The sequence below is a fragment of the Sandaracinus amylolyticus genome (assembly GCF_021631985.1).
GTDB classification, from domain to species: Bacteria; Myxococcota_A; Polyangia; order Polyangiales; family Sandaracinaceae; genus Sandaracinus; species Sandaracinus amylolyticus_A.
Genome location: NZ_CP070225.1, coordinates 4,070,398 through 4,085,580 on the forward strand (window position 1 = coordinate 4,070,398; position 15,183 = coordinate 4,085,580).

The 15,183-nt window shown below is 71.4% G+C and carries 16 protein-coding genes; 6 read left to right on the forward strand and 10 right to left on the reverse strand.

Translation table 11 applies throughout. From position 1 onward, the window contains the following. Positions 1–51 precede the first annotated feature (51 nt). From I5071_RS17120 to I5071_RS17130, 3 genes are all read right to left on the reverse strand, one after another. Positions 52–1,101, reverse strand: coding sequence for a GNAT family N-acetyltransferase (locus I5071_RS17120; RefSeq protein WP_236606540.1), 1,050 nt, complete (start codon positions 1,099–1,101; stop codon positions 52–54). Then, the gene (locus I5071_RS17125) at positions 1,098–2,507 is read right to left on the reverse strand and encodes a M20/M25/M40 family metallo-hydrolase (protein ID WP_236606541.1); all 1,410 of its coding nucleotides are present in this window, start codon (positions 2,505–2,507) and stop codon (positions 1,098–1,100) included. Before I5071_RS17125 ends, I5071_RS17120 begins: the two co-directional genes overlap by 4 nt. A gap of 160 nt (positions 2,508–2,667) precedes the next feature. After that, on the reverse strand, positions 2,668–3,285 hold the full coding sequence (locus I5071_RS17130) for a hypothetical protein (protein ID WP_236606542.1): 618 nt from the start codon (positions 3,283–3,285) through the stop codon (positions 2,668–2,670). Positions 3,286–3,499: 214 nt separating this feature from the next. Here I5071_RS17130 and I5071_RS17135 point away from each other — a divergent pair, with 214 nt between their 5' ends. Beyond that, positions 3,500–3,949 carry a hypothetical protein gene (locus tag I5071_RS17135; RefSeq protein WP_236606543.1) on the forward strand — a complete coding sequence of 150 codons (450 nt, stop codon included), beginning with the start codon at positions 3,500–3,502 and terminating at the stop codon, positions 3,947–3,949. A 3-nt stretch (positions 3,950–3,952) separates the two neighbouring features. Here I5071_RS17135 and I5071_RS17140 read toward each other — a convergent pair whose 3' ends face one another. Genes I5071_RS17140 through I5071_RS17150 form a run of 3 tightly spaced genes read right to left on the reverse strand, consistent with a single transcriptional unit; the run spans position 3,953 to position 6,476 of the window. Further along, the gene (locus I5071_RS17140; RefSeq protein WP_236606544.1) at positions 3,953–5,860 is read right to left on the reverse strand and encodes an adenylate/guanylate cyclase domain-containing protein; all 1,908 of its coding nucleotides are present in this window, start codon (positions 5,858–5,860) and stop codon (positions 3,953–3,955) included. A 21-nt stretch (positions 5,861–5,881) separates the two neighbouring features. Then, positions 5,882–6,208 carry a Grx4 family monothiol glutaredoxin gene (gene grxD, locus I5071_RS17145; RefSeq protein ID WP_236606545.1) on the reverse strand — a complete coding sequence of 109 codons (327 nt, stop codon included), beginning with the start codon at positions 6,206–6,208 and terminating at the stop codon, positions 5,882–5,884. A 13-nt stretch (positions 6,209–6,221) separates the two neighbouring features. Continuing rightward, positions 6,222–6,476, reverse strand: coding sequence for a BolA family protein (locus I5071_RS17150; protein WP_236606546.1), 255 nt, complete (start codon positions 6,474–6,476; stop codon positions 6,222–6,224). A 134-nt stretch (positions 6,477–6,610) separates the two neighbouring features. On the opposite strand from I5071_RS17150, the gene I5071_RS17155 reads away from it, so the two are divergent. Together I5071_RS17155 and I5071_RS17160 are read left to right on the forward strand one after the other, a co-directional pair. Beyond that, positions 6,611–8,008 (forward strand): YihY/virulence factor BrkB family protein, encoded by a 1,398-nt coding sequence (locus tag I5071_RS17155; RefSeq protein WP_236606547.1) that lies wholly within the window; start codon positions 6,611–6,613, stop codon positions 8,006–8,008. 53 nt (positions 8,009–8,061) lie between these two features. Then, complete coding sequence (locus I5071_RS17160) at positions 8,062–8,787, forward strand: hypothetical protein (protein ID WP_236606548.1); 726 nt, start codon at positions 8,062–8,064, stop codon at positions 8,785–8,787. A 7-nt stretch (positions 8,788–8,794) separates the two neighbouring features. On the opposite strand, the gene I5071_RS17165 is transcribed toward I5071_RS17160, so the two are convergent. Both I5071_RS17165 and I5071_RS17170 read right to left on the reverse strand, forming a co-directional pair. Then, complete coding sequence (locus I5071_RS17165) at positions 8,795–9,376, reverse strand: hypothetical protein (protein ID WP_236606549.1); 582 nt, start codon at positions 9,374–9,376, stop codon at positions 8,795–8,797. Positions 9,377–9,479: 103 nt separating this feature from the next. Then, complete coding sequence (locus I5071_RS17170; RefSeq protein ID WP_236606550.1) at positions 9,480–10,724, reverse strand: DUF4388 domain-containing protein; 1,245 nt, start codon at positions 10,722–10,724, stop codon at positions 9,480–9,482. Positions 10,725–10,832: 108 nt separating this feature from the next. Between I5071_RS17170 and I5071_RS17175 the strand changes: the two genes are divergently transcribed. Further along, complete coding sequence (locus I5071_RS17175; protein WP_236606551.1) at positions 10,833–11,867, forward strand: response regulator; 1,035 nt, start codon at positions 10,833–10,835, stop codon at positions 11,865–11,867. Positions 11,868–11,871: 4 nt separating this feature from the next. On the opposite strand, the gene I5071_RS17180 is transcribed toward I5071_RS17175, so the two are convergent. Then, positions 11,872–12,879: a hypothetical protein gene (locus I5071_RS17180; protein WP_236606552.1), complete on the reverse strand. Its 1,008-nt coding sequence runs from the start codon at positions 12,877–12,879 to the stop codon at positions 11,872–11,874. Between the two features lie 17 nt (positions 12,880–12,896). Then, positions 12,897–13,478 carry a hypothetical protein gene (locus I5071_RS17185; RefSeq protein WP_236606553.1) on the reverse strand — a complete coding sequence of 194 codons (582 nt, stop codon included), beginning with the start codon at positions 13,476–13,478 and terminating at the stop codon, positions 12,897–12,899. A gap of 124 nt (positions 13,479–13,602) precedes the next feature. Between I5071_RS17185 and I5071_RS17190 the strand changes: the two genes are divergently transcribed. Together I5071_RS17190 and I5071_RS17195 are read left to right on the forward strand one after the other, a co-directional pair. Beyond that, entirely contained in the window at positions 13,603–13,965 is a 363-nt protein-coding gene (locus tag I5071_RS17190) for a hypothetical protein (RefSeq protein ID WP_236606554.1), read from the forward strand. Positions 13,966–14,049: 84 nt separating this feature from the next. Beyond that, positions 14,050–15,135 carry a hypothetical protein gene (locus I5071_RS17195; protein ID WP_236606555.1) on the forward strand — a complete coding sequence of 362 codons (1,086 nt, stop codon included), beginning with the start codon at positions 14,050–14,052 and terminating at the stop codon, positions 15,133–15,135. Positions 15,136–15,183: the final 48 nt, after the last annotated feature.

Below are 15,183 nucleotides of genomic sequence, written 5' to 3' on the forward strand. Positions count from 1 at the left end.
CTCGACCGACCCTCTCTGCGGCCCTCTGCGATCTCTGCGGTTGAATCTCGATCAGCTTCGGATGCGGCTCATCAGGTGCGCGTCGCAGTAGGTGCCGCGACGGAACGACGCGTAGCGCTGCGTGCCCTCGAGCTCGAAGCCGTGCTTCCGATAGAGCGCCTGGGCGCGCAGGTTGTCGGCGTAGACCTCGAGCTGGATGCGCTTCGCGCCGATCCAGCGATCCGCGAGCTCGCACGTCGCGGCCGTGAGCGCGTCGCCGACGCCGCAGCCCTGGAAGTCGGGGTGCACCGAGATGCCGAACCCGCACGCGTGCGCGAGGCGCGGCGACGCGTGCGCGAAGAGCGCGGCCGAGCCCGCGAGCTTGCCGTCGACGATCGCGACGAGCCCGCGCACGCTCGCGTCCATCCCGGTGAGCCGCGCGCGCCACTCGCGCTCGCTCTGGAACGGCGTCGCGAACGTGCCCTCCATCACCGAGTCCGTGCCCTGCATCGCGGCCATCTCGGCCGCGTCGTCGGGGCGATGGGGACGGACACGAATTCGAGCCGGGCTCAGTCTCGTGCCCCGGTGCGCGATCACCGGCGCGCTCGCGAGCTCCTCGGGCGGCGTGAACCCCGGACGGATGCGCGCCATGTGCAGCCCGTCGACGATGCGTCCGTCGCGCAGCATGTCGCAGCGCTTCTGCGCCTCGACCTCGAACCCGAGCGATCGATAGAGCGCGATCGCGGGCGCGTGATCGGCGTGCACGTCCAGCTCGAGCCGGACGAACGCCCACCAGCGATCCGCCGCGTCGACGAGCGCGCCCATCATCTGCTTCGCGACGCCGCGCCCCCAGCGCGTGGGATCGACCGCGACCCACATGCGCGCGATGTGCTTGCGACGCGCGCGCAGCTGACCGTCGAGCATCGCGACGCCGATCAGCGCGCTCTCCTCGAACGCGCCGATCAGGCTCGCACGATCGTGCGGGAGCTCGAGGATGCGCTTCTTCCAGCCGTCGAGACCGTCGGTGGGAAGGCCTCCGAGGAAGCGTGCGACCTCGGCGTGCGCGCAGAGGCGATGCACGTCGCTCGCGTCGTCGATCGTGATCGCGCGCAGCGTGATCACGATCGCTTCTTCGGTGCGAGCTCGGGCACCGCGGCGAGCTCGGCGTAGAGGTGCACGTTCGCGCGGATCGCCTTGCGGAAGACCTCGACGTGCATCGACTCGTTCGGTCCGTGCGCGCCGGTCTCGGGATCCATCACGCCGTTCAGGACGAGCGGTCGATCGCCGAACCGTCGCCCGAAGAGCGCGACGAACGGGATCGATCCGCCGACGCCGATCTGCAGGAGCGAGCGCCCCCACGCCGCGCGATACGCGCGATCCGCGGCGTCGAACGCGGGGCCCTGCGGCTCGTAGAGCCAGCTCATGCCCGGCTTGCCGCGCGGCGTGAGCGACACGCGCAGCCCGCCCGGCACGTGATGCGTGAGCTCCTGCTCGACGAGCGCGAGCAGATCCTTCGCCTCCTGCCCCGGCGCGACGCGGAACGAGAGCACGCACGACGCGCGACGGCGCACCGCGTTCTTCTCCGAGCCCGCGGGCGGCAGCGTGGTCGAGAGCACGGTCACCGCCGGCTGCCTCCACACCCACTCGGCCGGCGGATGACCGCGATCGGGCAGCGGCTCGACCCCCGGCAAGAGGCGCGCGCCCTTCTTCACGACGTCGGGCCCGAGCGGCACGTCCCACGCGGCGTCGCGCCACGCCTCGGGCACGTCCTGCCGCCCGAGCTTCAGGCGTCCGTCCTCGTCCACCAGGCGCGACACGAGCTGCATCATCACGATCGACGGATCGGGGATCAGGTTGCCCCAGAGCCCCGAGTGCACGTCGGACGAGAGCGCCTCGCACACGAGCTCGACCTCGACGAGACCACGCAGCGAGACGGTGAGACCGGGGATGTCGACCGACGGATTCTCGCAGTCGGTCAGCACCATCACGTCGCTCTCGAACGCCTCGGGGTACGCGTCCATGAAGCGCTCGAGGTTCGGCGAGCCGATCTCCTCCTCGCCCTCGATGAGCAGCTTCACGTTGCACGGCAGCTCGCCGTTCACCGCGAGCCAGCTCTCGAGCGCCGCGAGGTGCGAGACCCAGCCGCCCATGTCGTCGGCCGCGCCGCGTGCGTAGACGCGATCCCCGCGACGCTGCATCTCGTGCGGCGGGCTCGACCAGTCCTCGCCGGCGATCGGCTGCAGGTCGAGGTGACCGTAGACGAGCACGGTGGGCGCGCTCGGCGACGCGATGCGCTCGGCCGCGACGCAGGGCAGCGCGCCCTCGAGCTCGAGCACGCGCGCGTCCGTGAACCCGAGCGCGGAGAGGTCGTCCTTGATGCGCGTCGCGAGCGCACGCACGTCCTCGGCGCGCGAGCGATCGCAGGAGATCGCGGGGAAGCGGAGGTACAGCGCGAGCCGCTCGAGGGTCGCCTCGAAGCGCTCGTCGGCGTGCTTCGCGACGTCGTGGGTCTTCGGATGGATCGTCATCGTCGTCGCGAGAGACTGCCGGCGCTCCCATTCGCGCGCCAGCGAGAGAACTCTCGCGCGTCGGCCGACGGCGCCACACGCGCGCAACACGTCGCGTCGCGCCCCGACGCGTCCCGCGCTCCACCCCTCGTCGCCCCACTCGCCGAAGCGCCTGCGGCCTTCAGTCTCGGCGACACAACGTGAACCAGAAGTCGAGCTCGCGATCGCCGTGCTCGTCTTCCTTCGATGCGCGTCCGATCGACACGTGCTGCGACACGCGGCGCATGAAGTCGCGCGTGCGGAAGTAGACGAGCCGCTGCAGGCCCACCGAGTTCGGCACGACCTTCGGCCACGCGCCCGGCACGTCCTCGTCGGGCACGAGGTGGTAGTCGATCACCACCGGCCCGCGATCGGCCCACTCGTCGTGCCCCGCGGTGTCGTACGCGACGAAGTAGCCGGGGTGCACGAACGACGCGTTCGACGCGTTGTAGCCGAAGAGCCGCCCCGTCTCGCCGCGCGGCTTGCAGAAGCGCTTCTCGAAGTGCTGGAAGTAGCGGAACGTCGGGATCGTGTTGCGCCCGGGGTGGTGCACCGGCTCGAGCTCGGCGCGCTTGGGCGGCACGAAGTGCGCGAGATCGATGCGCGGCCCATCGGCCGACATCTCCCAGAGCAGCGCCTGCTCGCGCCCCGAGAGATCGTTCGCCTGTCGCTCTCGCTCGTCGTCGTCGAGCGCGTCGAGGTGGGCGGCGATCGCGTGGATGCCCGCTTTTTCCGAGAGAAGCTGATGAAGGTCGGCCACGGCGGCGACGATCATAGTCGTCGCTGCAAGCATTTGCGAAGGGGTCCGGGCACGCGCTCTGCAGTGTTTGTCGCGAGGACGACAAAGCCGTTTTGTTGACGGTCCGAGCGCGGCTCGGATACCAGCGAACGTCGGCGCACGAGAGCGCGCACGTCCCGGGGCGAACGGGAGCGAGGCGCGAGAGCACGTCGGAGAGCGCCGCACTGGAGGCCCCATGCGTCGAACTTGGTCGGGCGCGATCGCGCTCGTGATGTCGTGGTCCGTCTTCGTCGCGGCGCACGCCGCGGGCGATGCGCCGCCGACGATCGCGGTGGGCGAGACCGCCGCGCGCGAAGGAGGTCCGGCGATCGCGGGCGCGCTCGGGGATGCGCTCTCCGAGGAGATCGCGGCACGCCGCGACGTGCGCCTCACCGAGGACACGCGCCGCGCGCGTTGGGTCGTGCGTGGCTCCGTGGTGCAGCTCGACGAGCACGCGGTCGCCGATGGGCTCGAGGTGCGCTGCGAGGTGTCGCTGATCGTCGCAGATGCGCGCGGCGGCTCGGTGCGCGCAATGCTCCAGGGGCGCGCAGGCGCGCGTGGCGTCGACGATCCCGAGCGCCTCGCGCGCGCCGCGCTCCAGGCTGCGGTGCGTGGGGCGCTGCGCCCCATCGCGAACATTCGTTGACGATCAGGCGCGCGCGGCCTCGTGCTCGGGGTCGCGCGCGCCCGACGGCTCGCTCGGCGCGCCGAGGCTCGCTGCGTCGATGCCGACGAGCTTCTGCTCCTCGCGGATCCCCTTGAGCGCCGCGTCGAACTCGCGGCGCGGCATGCCCTCGAGCAGCGCGCGCACCGGAGGCTGACGCGAGAGCGACTCGGTCATCACGACCTCGCTCGCCTTCGCCTGCGCCTGCAGGCGCGCCGCGACGTTCACGGTCGTGCCGAAGTAGTCGAGACGATCGTTCGCGCGCACCGCGAGGCAGGGCCCGGCGTGCACGCCGATCTTCACGCCGAGGCCCATCGATGCGTACTTCGCGTCGTGCGCCGCGATCATCGCGAACGACGCGGCGATCGCCTCGCGTGCGCTGGCGAAGCTCGCCATCACCGCGTCGCCCATCGTCTTCACGATCGCCCCACCCTGCTCGGCGATCGCGCGCTCCATCAGGCGGAAGTGATCCTCGACGATCGCGAACGCGCGCGCGTCACCGACCTTCTCGTAGAGCGCGGTGCTCCCCGTGAGGTCGCTGAAGAGCAGCGCGATGTGGCCGACCGTGAGCTCGACGCCCGCGGCCGGCGCCTCGGTCGCGAAGAGGCTCGTGAACTCCGGCATCGACGCGATCACGGTGCCGAGCACCGCGTCCGCCGACCACGCGTTGCGCTCGACGAGGAGCACCACCTCGCGCGACGACGCGTTCTCGCAGCGCACCTTCGTCGGCGCGCCGCGCGCGGCCTCGCCTTCGATCTCCACGTGGATGTGCTCGTCGCCGACGCGAACCGTCATCGAGGCGGGCACGCGCTCGTTCTCGAGGTCCGCGGTGCGCCGGTGCCAGAGCGTGCGCAGGTGCAGCGCGCCGCGCGGCAGATCCATCTCGTCCTCGCGCACCTCGCCGGGCACGAGGCGCAGCTGCGCGAGCACGTGCGGCAGGAACGCGGGGCTCGACGCGCAGTAGAGCTGCGGCACCACGCGCCGCACCGAGGGGCTCACCGGGAACACCGCCTCGACGTGCCGCGCGAAGTCGATCTCGTAGTCGATCTCGCACGCGCCGCAGTGCGACTTGCCGTCGAGCGCGCCGAGGTCGTCGACCAGGCGCGCGCCCACGCGACAGATCGGGCAGTTGATCTGCCAGCTGAGATCGACGAGCCCGACCTGCGTCGCGTGCAGGAACGCGCGCAGCACGTCGCGTCGATCGACCTCCCACTGCCGCGCGAGCTCGAACGGGCGCAGCTGCGCGACGTCGTCGTCGGGGCGCTCGCGGATCCACGCGATCAGGCGCTCGGCGATCGCGGGATCGACCGGCGTGCGCGCGAGCGACTCGCGGCGCACCGCGAGGATGTCCTCGTCGACCGGCGTGCGCGGGCCGACCGCGACCGCGTCGTGGGTCGTCGCGAGCAGGCGTCGCGCGCGCACCACCGCGGGCTCGTCGCTCTCGCGCACCTCGGCGGCGCCGCGATCGAGCACCGCCTGGATCGCATCGAAGTAGCGCGACAGGCCGCGCGAGAACTTCGGCTTCTGGATCCAGCCCACCCAGAAGGGCCCATCGACGTAGAGCGTCGCGTGCACCTCGGTGCCCTCGGGCACGTCGCGCAGCGTGACGACGAGCCCGCCTTCCTTCGGCGGACCCTTCTGGAAGAAGCGGTTCGTCTCGATGAAGCGCCCTTCGATCCAGCGATAGGGCGGCTCGAGCCACTCGAGCTCGATGCCGAGCTCGGTCGCGCTCGCGTGACGGATGAGACGATCCTCGTCGCGCACCCACTTGTAGCGAGGCACCGCGAGCCCCGCGGCGCGATCGACGCGATTCGTGTCGCAGACGATCGCCCACACGAGCGCGCGCGGGGCGCGGAAGACGCGGGTCTGCTCGACCTGGTACCGAGCGCTCACGCGCCCGATCGTACACCCACTTCAGGCGCGGCCGAGCGCCTTGTCGACGATCGGCTGGAGCTCGCCGCCTTCGAACATGTCGCGGACGATGTCGCACCCGCCGACGAAGCGACCGTCGACGTAGAGCTGCGGGAACGTCGGCCAGCTCGCGTAGTCCTTCATGCCCTGACGCAGCTCGGCGTCCTGCAGGATGTTCACCGTGTGGAAGTCGGCGTTCACCCGCTTGAGCACCTCGACCACCGTCGCCGAGAACCCGCACTGCGGGAAGCTCTTCGTGCCCTTCATGAAGAGCACGATCTTGTGCGTGCCCAGGATCCCCTCGATGCGCTGACGAAGCTGCTCGTCCATCTGACCGACCTCCTCAGCCGTTCTTCTTCTTCCACGCCTCGGGCGTGTACGTCTGGAGCGCGAGCGCGTGCACCGGGCCCGCCATGAGCTCACCCAGGGCGCGATAGACCGCCTGGTGCTGCTCGACCCGCGTCATCCCCTCGAACGACGGCGAGACGACGACGGCCTGGTAGTGGTCCTTGGTGCCCGTGAGGTCCTCGATGCGCACGACCTCGACGTCGGGCATCGCCGATCGGATCCGCTGCTCGACCGTCTCGGGCTCGACCATTCGCTCTCCTCCGCGCCGCGCGCGTGGCGCCGGCGGCGGACAGTCGTGCGGCGCGTTCTCTGCTCCGTCAAGGCTGTCCGCCGCGTTACCCTGCCCGCTCGCGCATGCCCGACGACCGGCGGTCCTGGCTCACGGTGGCCCCGCTGCCCGCGCCGCTCGAGCGCGGCGTCGCGTACCTGAGCCGCGCCCTCTTCGAGATCGACGAGACCACGCTGTCTCCGCCGCGCCGATGGCTCGTGCTGGCGCTGCGCCTCGCGTGGCTCACGACGCGCGGCTTCTTCCGCGAGCGCCTCCAGATCCGCGCCGCGTCCCTCGCGTTCGCGACCATCCTCGCGATCGTCCCCGCGGCCGCGCTCGCGTTCGCGATCGCCGACGTCCTCGGCGCGACCGATCTCCTCATCCACGACACGCTCGAGCCCTTCCTCGGCCAGACCCTCGGCGACGCCGACGATCCCACCCTCCCCCAAGGCGTGCGCGGCCTGCGCTCGACGCTCGACGGGCTCTTCGTGCTGGTGCGATCGACGCACGTCGCGGGGCTCGGGATCGCCGGTCTCGTCGTGCTGGTGTGGGCCCTCGTGCGCGTGCTGCTCGGCGTCGAGGAGGCGTTCGAGCACGTGTTCCAGCACCGCGGCCCGCCGCGCCCGTTCCTGCGCCGGGTGCGCGCGATGCTCGTCGTCGCGATCACCGCGCCGATCGGCCTCACCTACGCGATGACCAGCGCCGTGCTCTCGCACCAGACGCTCGCGAGCCGCGTCGTCGTGCACGTCATCCCGTTCCCGTTCGTGCGCGAGGTGCTGCTCTCGGTGCTTCCGCCGCTCGCGGTGATGCTCGCGCTCTTCGTGCTCTACCTCGAGCTCCCCGACGCCTCGGTGCGACGCGGATCCGCGCTCCTCGGCGCCGCGCTCGCCGCGATCGGCTGGTACGGCATCCAGCTCGCGCACATCCGCTTCCAGGTCGGCCTCGCTCGATACAACGCGATCTACTCGGGCTTCGGCGCGTTCCCGATCCTGCTCTTCTCGATCCAGGTGTCGTGGGTGATCGTGCTGCTCGGCGCGCAGATCGTCGCAGCGCACCAGGACGCACCGACGTTGCGACAGCTCGCGCGCGGCACGCTGCGCGATCACGCCGAGCGGCAAGCGCTCGCGGTGCGCGCGGTGATCGCGCTCGCCCAGCGCGGCGCGGGCGCGCGCAGCAGCGGGGTCGCGCTGCGCGTGCTCGCGGGCGAGCTCGGCGTCGGGCTCCGCCCGCTTCGCAGCGTCCTCGACGAGCTCGCGGCACACGGCCTGGTCCGCGCCAGCCTGGAGCGCACCGATCGTCGCTACGCGCTGGTGCCCGATCCCGCGACGCTGCGCGCGTCGACCGTGCTCGATGCGCTCGAGCGCGCGCCCGGCACACCCGATCTGCCGTGGGAGGAGAGCGACGCGCCGATCCAGGCGCTCCTCGTCGCGCGTCGCGCCGCTGCGTCGACGTCGAGCGCGGACCGCACGATCTCCGAGCTCGCCGAGACGAACGCGAGCGAGACCCGAGGCTGACCCGCCGGATTGTATCGTTGCCGCCGCGTCCCTCTCGTGAGACAGATCGCGGCGTGAGCGAGCCCGCGATCCTCGGAAAGATCCGCGAGACGCTGGAGGCGACCCTCCCGTCGCGAGACGCCGCGCGTGTCCTGCTCGATGCGCTCGCGGAGTGGGGGCAGCGCGTGCCCTCGGAGATCGAGGAGATCGAGTCCTTCGTCGCAGTCCCTCTGCGCGACGCGCTGCGCGCGCGGCTCGGCGACGCGCACGCGAAGCGCGTGATGATCGCGCTCGAAGACGTGCTCGCGACGGCGTCGGCGCCCACGGAGGAGCACACGATCCCCGTCGACCTCTCCGAGATCCCCGACGTGTGGGTCGAGGAGGAGACCCACGATCTCCCGGTGCTCGACGCGCCGGTCCCGGTGCTCGTTCTCGCGGGGCGCGGCGGGCTCGCGATGCGCCTCGCCGCGGCGCTCGGGCCGGAGCGCATCCACGCGCGCGCCGCGGCGAGCGGGGCGGCGATCGATCGCGCGCTCGCGACCCCGCCCGTGGTCGTGATCACCGACGCGTCCGACGTGCCCGCGGTCGCGGCCGAGGAGCTCTTCTGGCGCCTGTCGCGCCTGCCCTCGAGCGTGACCGCGGTCGTGTGGGGCAGTGATCTCGTCTACGGCGCGCGCCTCGCGGAGCTCGCATCGCACTCCGGTCGCGCGATCGCGTGCCTCCGCGTGGTCGACGGGTTCGACCCGGTGCTCGATCTCGTGCTCGCGCGTCGCGCGGGGGCACCGCGCGACGACGCGTGAGCGACGATCACTCCGCGGGCGGCTCGGTCCCGACGCACGACGTGCAGTCGGTCACGGTCACGTCGAGCTGGATGAAGTCCTCGTCGACGATCTCGTCGCCGCGCCTCACCACGAGCCGGAACGAGTAGCTGTTCTCGCCGATCGCGTACTGCGACGGATCGATGCCCCAGCGCACGCCGCCCTCACCGGGCACGTTCGAGAGCGAATCGGTCCAGCACGAGGGGTCCTCGCCTGCGATGTTCACGCAGCGCTCGAGGTCGAGCGTGTATACGAACGGATCGCCGTCGACCGTGTACGAATAGCGGTACGCGTAGTCGAGGCCGATGTCGCGATCGATCTCGAGCGCTTCGGGCTCGATCAGCCACTCGACGTCTGCGGCAGGGCCCGCGTCGACCGGCGGCGGCCCGGCGTCGGGCTCGTCGGCACCGCTGTCGGTGTCCTCCTCGGTCGGGCCGGAATCCACGTCGCCCGAGCCCGCGTCGACGCCCCCACCGGCGTCGGTGTCGGCGTTCGCGCCTTCGTCACCACCACAGCCCGAGAGCGCGAGGAGCACCGAGACGAGCATCGAGATCGAGATCGCGTGACGCATGCGAGGACGACTCCTTGAAGGTCCTCAGCGTGCAGCCCGAGCGGCTCGCGCGGCTAGCCGTCGTCGCGCGTTTTCGTATACCCGCGGTATACGCTCGCGCCGCTCACATCCGGATGCGCTTGAGCCGCGTCGTCACGTCGCGCGAGAGCATCAGCTCCTGATCGCGCGGCAGCGAGGTCGTCGCCGCGAAGAGCGCGAACGCCGCGAGCTCGTGCAGCGCCTGGTGGAGGCCCTCCATCGGGTTGTCCACCTTGATGTCGGCGAGCGCGCGCGCGACCACCGCGGGATCGATGCTGCCGTCCTCCTCGACGTGCTCGCCGAAGATCGGCCCGTAGCCGCTGCCCACGATCCACGCCTCGAGCGTGCTGCGCGTCTGGTCCATCCCGCCGTACGTCGCGACGGCCATGAAGATGTCGCGGAGCACGTCGTTGAACTGCGACACGACCTTGCGCACCGCGGTCGAGTCGACCGACTTCTTCGGCCGCAGCACGACGAGGTTCTGCTGGAGGAGGCCGTAGAGCGCCTTCACCGTCATGAACTGCCCGAGACCGGTCTCGCGCGCGATGTCCTCGATGGTGCGGTTGCCGTCGGCCCACGCGAGGACGGTCTGCGCCTTCTCCTCGAGCGAGTGCACGCTCACGCGTGGCTGCACCTCGGGCACGAGCTCGTCGTGCGGGATGCGCTCGCGGAAGAGCGCCATCTCGTCGATGCGCTGGACGCCCTCCATGAGCAGCGCCTGCACCGGCAGGTGCACCGGATGCACCGGCGCCTCCGCCCCGTCGTCGGGCTGGACGAACACGTAGTGCCCCTCGCGGATCAGGAGGGACGCGAAGAAGATCTGCTCGACCTGCTTCTGCAGCTGCTCGAAGAGCTGCTCCTGCGAGATCGCGCCCTTGTCGACGACGATCTGTCCGAAGCGCCGCTCGGGATCGACCTCGGCGAGGATCTCGTCGAGCTGCTGCTTGCTGAGGATCCCGTTGCGATAGAGCACCTGCCCGAGGCGATCGTCGGGGTGGGTGCTGGTCGCGCTCTTGAGCGCGGCCTGATCGATCGAGAGCACGCGGTGCGCGTCGGGACCGAAGATGTGCATGTCGCCGCGCCAGCTCGCGCTCGCGATGATGTTCACGAGCTCGAGGATCGACGTGCGCGAGACGATCTCGCCCGCCATCAGCACGCGCGGCTGCGCGGCACCGTCGCTCTTCTCGGCGCGAAGGACGATCAGCCCCGTCGCGTCGACCACCAGCCGATAACGTCCGGCACGGTCGCGCAACCGCCGATCCGCGCCGCGCCCGGGGACCCGCACCGAGCCATCGGCCTCGACGATCACGAGATCGTTGGGCTCCGCCACGACCGGAGCGTACCGCAGCCCGAGTCACAGCGTGAAGAACGCAGATGGGCCGCCACCATGACCGGTTGTGGCAGAGCGCCTCGGGGGCTAGTTGGTGGCGCGTCTGACATGGCCCGAGTCCTCGTCGTCGACGACTTCGCGGATGCCCGCGACCTGCTCTCCGGCCACCTCGCCGCGCGCGGCTTCGAGACCGAGGAAGCGGTCGACGGAGAAGACGCCGTCGCGCGCGCCGCCGAGCGCCCGCCCGACGTGATCCTGATGGACATCGGGATGCCCAAGATGGACGGCATCGAGGCGACGCTGCGGATCAAGGCGGACCCGCGCACCGCACACGTGCCGGTGATCGCGGTGACCGGTCAGGCGCACGACGGATTGCAGGTGGTGCCGCCCTGCGACGCGGTGCTCGCGAAGCCCGTCGATCCGGTGCGCGTCGAGGCCGAGGTGCGGCGCGTGCTCGCGGAGAAGAGCTCGCCCGCGAGCGCGCTGAGCGCGGCGCGCGCAGCGAAGAGCTCGACGAAGCGACAGCGCGAGAGCCAGCAGCGGAAGCGCTCGGTGGTGTGGCTCATCGCGGGCCCGGAGCGCGTGCGCAGCGCGATCGCGATGCTGATCGAGCGCGTGGGCCTCGAGGTGCGCGCGTTCGGATCGGCGATGGACGCGCTCGACGACGCGAGCGATCCCGACGCGGTGGTGATCGATCTCGAGCAGGAGGACGCGGTCGAGCTCGCGCTCGCGATGCGCAGCCGGCCCGAGCTCGAGGAGCTGGTGCTGATCGCGCTCGAGCCCGAGGACGGCGCGCCCGACGAGGTGCGCCCCCTCTTCGACGCGCGCGTCGGGAAGAACGACGAGGTCGTGAAGCTCCCGAAGCTCCTGCAGAAGGCGCTGAAGGAGCGCGACGCGAGCCGCGGCCCGGCGGCCGAGGTGACGGTCGAGGTCGGTCAGGCGATCCACGCGCGAGGTCGCGCGGAGCCGCTCGGCACCGTGCTCGACGTGCGCCGCGAGCTGCTCGTGATCGACGTGCCGGGCGCGGGCGCGTTCGTGGTGCCCGCGACCGCCGTGAGCTCGATCGAGCACGGGCGGATCGAGGTCGAGCCCGACGCGCTCGACGACGATCTGCGCGAGGCGATCGGCGCGAACCACGAGTGAGCGATCACCGCAGCGGCGCGTGGCAGCTCGTGCACGCGGCGCGGCTCCCGGTGAGCATCAGATCGCTCACCGGCATCGTGTCGCCGCGCTCCTCGAAGCGGGCGATCCAAGCGTCGAGATCGGCGAGCAACGCCTCGACCTCGATGCGCTGCGCCCAGGTGTCGGCGTGCCTCGCCGCGAGCGCGCGCTCGAGGTGCACCCGTGCGCGCTCGCGATCGCCGACCCGCGCGTAGACCTCGGCGTACGAGAGCTCCTGCCCCGCGAACGTGTAGGGCGCCCGATGGAAGGTCCATCCGCACCACGGCTCGCACGAGATGCCCTCCGCGATTCCGTCGACGATCTCGACCGCGATGTCGGGCCAGCCCGACTCGCGAGGCATCGCCGCCGCGACCGCCATCACGGTGCCCGCGGTGCCGCCGGGATCGCGCTCGTAGAGCGCCCACAGCTCGTCGAGCAGCTCGGGCTCGACGCGCTGACCGAGCAGCACGCGCTGGTTGATCTGCACGGTCTTCAGCCAGCCCTGGAGGATCGTGTTCTCGGGCTCGTGCTCGAGCGCGTCGCGGATGTGCTGCTCGACGTGGATCCCCGCCATGAGCACGCCGTTCTCCGCGACGATCGCGACCCCGAGCTGACCGAGCCGCCAGTGCAGGCGCGCGCGCTGATGGCGATCGAGCTCCGGATCGTCCTCGGCCTCGATGCGCTCGACGAGCGCGACGAGCTGGTCGTAGCCCTCGGCGCGCCGCTCGTGATCGAACTGGAAGACCTGCCAGAAGATCTGCTCCGCGCAGCCGAACGCGTCGGCGCCGGAGACGCCCTCGCAGCCCTCGGGATAGCTGCCGTCCCAGCGCGCCTCGCGGCTCGTGAAGTCGGGATAGCGCACGTCGCTGCAGCGGTCGTAGCCGAGGTACGGCCCATCGGGCTCGAGCCCGCGCTCGGGGCAGCTCGCAGGCTCTTCGCCGCCGCAGCTCACCGCACCGAGGGCCCACACCAGGATCGCGATCGTCTTGTTCATGATCGTCCCCTCTCGGATCAGAACGGCAGGCTCGCGTTGAGATCGATGTCGCGCGCGACGACGGTCGCGCTCGACACCGTCACCTGCGGAGAGCTCAGGCCCATCAGGCTCACGAGGTCGCCGCGATCGGGACCGGCGCGGCGGGGATCGCTGGTGTCGGCGTTGCCGTTGTCGTCGAGGAACGCGACGACGTAGTAGGGCTCGGCGCGCGGCGGGATGCCGAGGACCGAGTACACGATGCGCGCGCCGCTCGCGCTCATGTCGGCGTCCATCACGAGGCCGTTCGCGACGACGGTCGCGCCGTCGCGATCGAGCACCGGGTCGCGATCGAAGATCGCGATGTAGAGGTGGCCGCGTCCTCCGGCCATCGGCATCGCCGAGCGCGTCACCACGCCCATGAGCGAGCCTTCGCCCTCGGGCGGCGTGCCGGCGTCCTCGACGAGCGGCGCACCGGAGTCGGCCGCCGGCCGTGGAGCGCCCGAGTCGGTGCCGCTCGTGATCGAGCCGGCGTCGGTTCCTTCGGTGCCTTCGTCGCTGCTGCACGCAGCGAGCGAGAGACCGGTCAGCGCAACGAGCGAAGCGATGGTGCGGCGATGCATCGAGACCCCCCTGGTGCACCGCGACGATGCTGGCGCGGGATGGCTCGCGTAAATAGTTGAAAGTGGGACTTCTCACTTTCGACCAATCGACATCGCGCGAAGACCCGCGTGGTAGCGTCGGCGGATGCGCTTCGTCCTGCTCGCGATCCCAGCCGCGCTCGGGCTCTCCGCTTGTGGCGCGTGCGCCTGCCTCCCGTGCCCGCCGCCGATCACGATCGACGTGCACCTCGACGAGACGCACGACGCATCGAGCGTCTCGGTCGCCGGCTTCGCGTGCATCGCGGCCGACGCGCCGAGCACCGTGACGTGCACCTCTCCGCAGCTCGGCGGCGGCACGCACGGCCTCGTGGTGCACGTCGGCGAGCGCACGATCCCGATGCGCGTCCACCTGCCCGGGGACGGCGGAAGCTGCTGCGGATGCGGCTACCAGCCGGTGCGCGAGCAGGTCTTCGTGCTCGAGGGCGATCCCCTGATGAGCGGCGTGTGACGTAGGACGCGGAAGCTCCGGCGCGCGCCCGGATGTCTTCGACCCGTGCTCGGGTCTCGCTCTCCACACATCTCGCTGATCTCGGTGATCGCGCTCTCGACCTCGAGCTGCATCGCCGCGTCGCACGACGCGCCGGCGCCGATCACGACCGGCGCGCCCTCACCACCGAGCACGCCTCGCTGGGAGCGCCCACCGAGCGCACCGGCCGACGTCACTTGGCCAGCGCCCGAAGTGTTCGAGGCGACACGCGCATCGCTCGGTCGGGCGATCACGCTCGGGCAGGTCGCGCACGCGGGGCACTGGGAGGTCGCGTTCGCGCGGCGCACGAGCGAGGGATGGGAGCTCGTCGGGATCACCGGCGAGGCTTCGTACGACGGAACGCTCTGCGACTCGTTCCCGTGCGCGTGGCCGCGTGCGCTCGCGGGACAGGAGCCCGCAGACGAGCCGAGCGCGCTCCCCGACGCCCTGCTCGACGACGTCGCGTACGCGCGCACGTTGCTCGCGTTCGAGGGTCCGCTCGTCGCCGAGCCCGACGAAGCCGAGACGTCGGACGCGCCCGCGCTGGTCGTGATCACGCCAGAATTCGAGCGCGCCCGCCAAGATCCCCTGTCCAGGATCCCCGACGACGCGTGGGATCTCGACCTCGACGCCGACCAGCTGCCCTATCTCGCGCCGCACCTCGACGTGCTGCGCCTCCGTCCGCCTCGTCGCGTCTTCGTCTGCGGGTTGGAGATGCTGAGTCCGCGCCCGCGGCAGATCGCGTTCATGCGCGCGCTCGCGGCCGCGCAGGCGGGGCGAACGGGGTGGGCCGTCGAAGGTTGGACGCACACGATCCGCCGCTGGTTCTCGCCTCCGTCGTCGCCCCCGCGCAGGCATGGGCGGCTCCTCGCCATGCTCGGCGTCGACGCAGCGCGCCTCGTGCTCGGGCTGAGCATCGAGCTGACCGGCCATCGACGCGTGCTCTCGCTGAGCGAGGTCCGGCGCGTCGTGGCCGATCTCGGTGGAGACCTCGTCGCGCGTCTCCGCACGCTCGCCGCCGACCCGGCCGTCGATCCGCTGAACCGCGTGCTCGCGATCGCGGCGGTCGCCGCTCCCCCGCTCTCGAGCGATCCCCTCTACGCGACGCTGCCCGACTCGGCGCGCGCGCTCCTCGACGCATGGTCGCGCTGAAACGCGAAACGGGCGCCGAGCTCTTCGCTCGACGCCCGCTTCTCTCGT

Bases quoted from the DNA above. Each gene is read 5' to 3' on its own strand.
- I5071_RS17125 (WP_236606541.1), bottom strand. From the start codon at position 2,507: ATGACGATCCATCCGAAGACCCACGACGTCGCGAAGCACGCCGACGAG.
- I5071_RS17135 (WP_236606543.1), top strand. From the start codon at position 3,500: ATGCGTCGAACTTGGTCGGGCGCGATCGCGCTCGTGATGTCGTGGTCC.
- grxD (WP_236606545.1), bottom strand. From the start codon at position 6,208: ATGGACGAGCAGCTTCGTCAGCGCATCGAGGGGATCCTGGGCACGCAC.
- I5071_RS17150 (WP_236606546.1), bottom strand. From the start codon at position 6,476: ATGGTCGAGCCCGAGACGGTCGAGCAGCGGATCCGATCGGCGATGCCC.
- I5071_RS17165 (WP_236606549.1), bottom strand. From the start codon at position 9,376: ATGCGTCACGCGATCTCGATCTCGATGCTCGTCTCGGTGCTCCTCGCG.
- I5071_RS17175 (WP_236606551.1), top strand. From the start codon at position 10,833: ATGGCCCGAGTCCTCGTCGTCGACGACTTCGCGGATGCCCGCGACCTG.
- I5071_RS17180 (WP_236606552.1), bottom strand. From the start codon at position 12,879: ATGAACAAGACGATCGCGATCCTGGTGTGGGCCCTCGGTGCGGTGAGC.
- I5071_RS17185 (WP_236606553.1), bottom strand. From the start codon at position 13,478: ATGCATCGCCGCACCATCGCTTCGCTCGTTGCGCTGACCGGTCTCTCG.
- I5071_RS17190 (WP_236606554.1), top strand. From the start codon at position 13,603: ATGCGCTTCGTCCTGCTCGCGATCCCAGCCGCGCTCGGGCTCTCCGCT.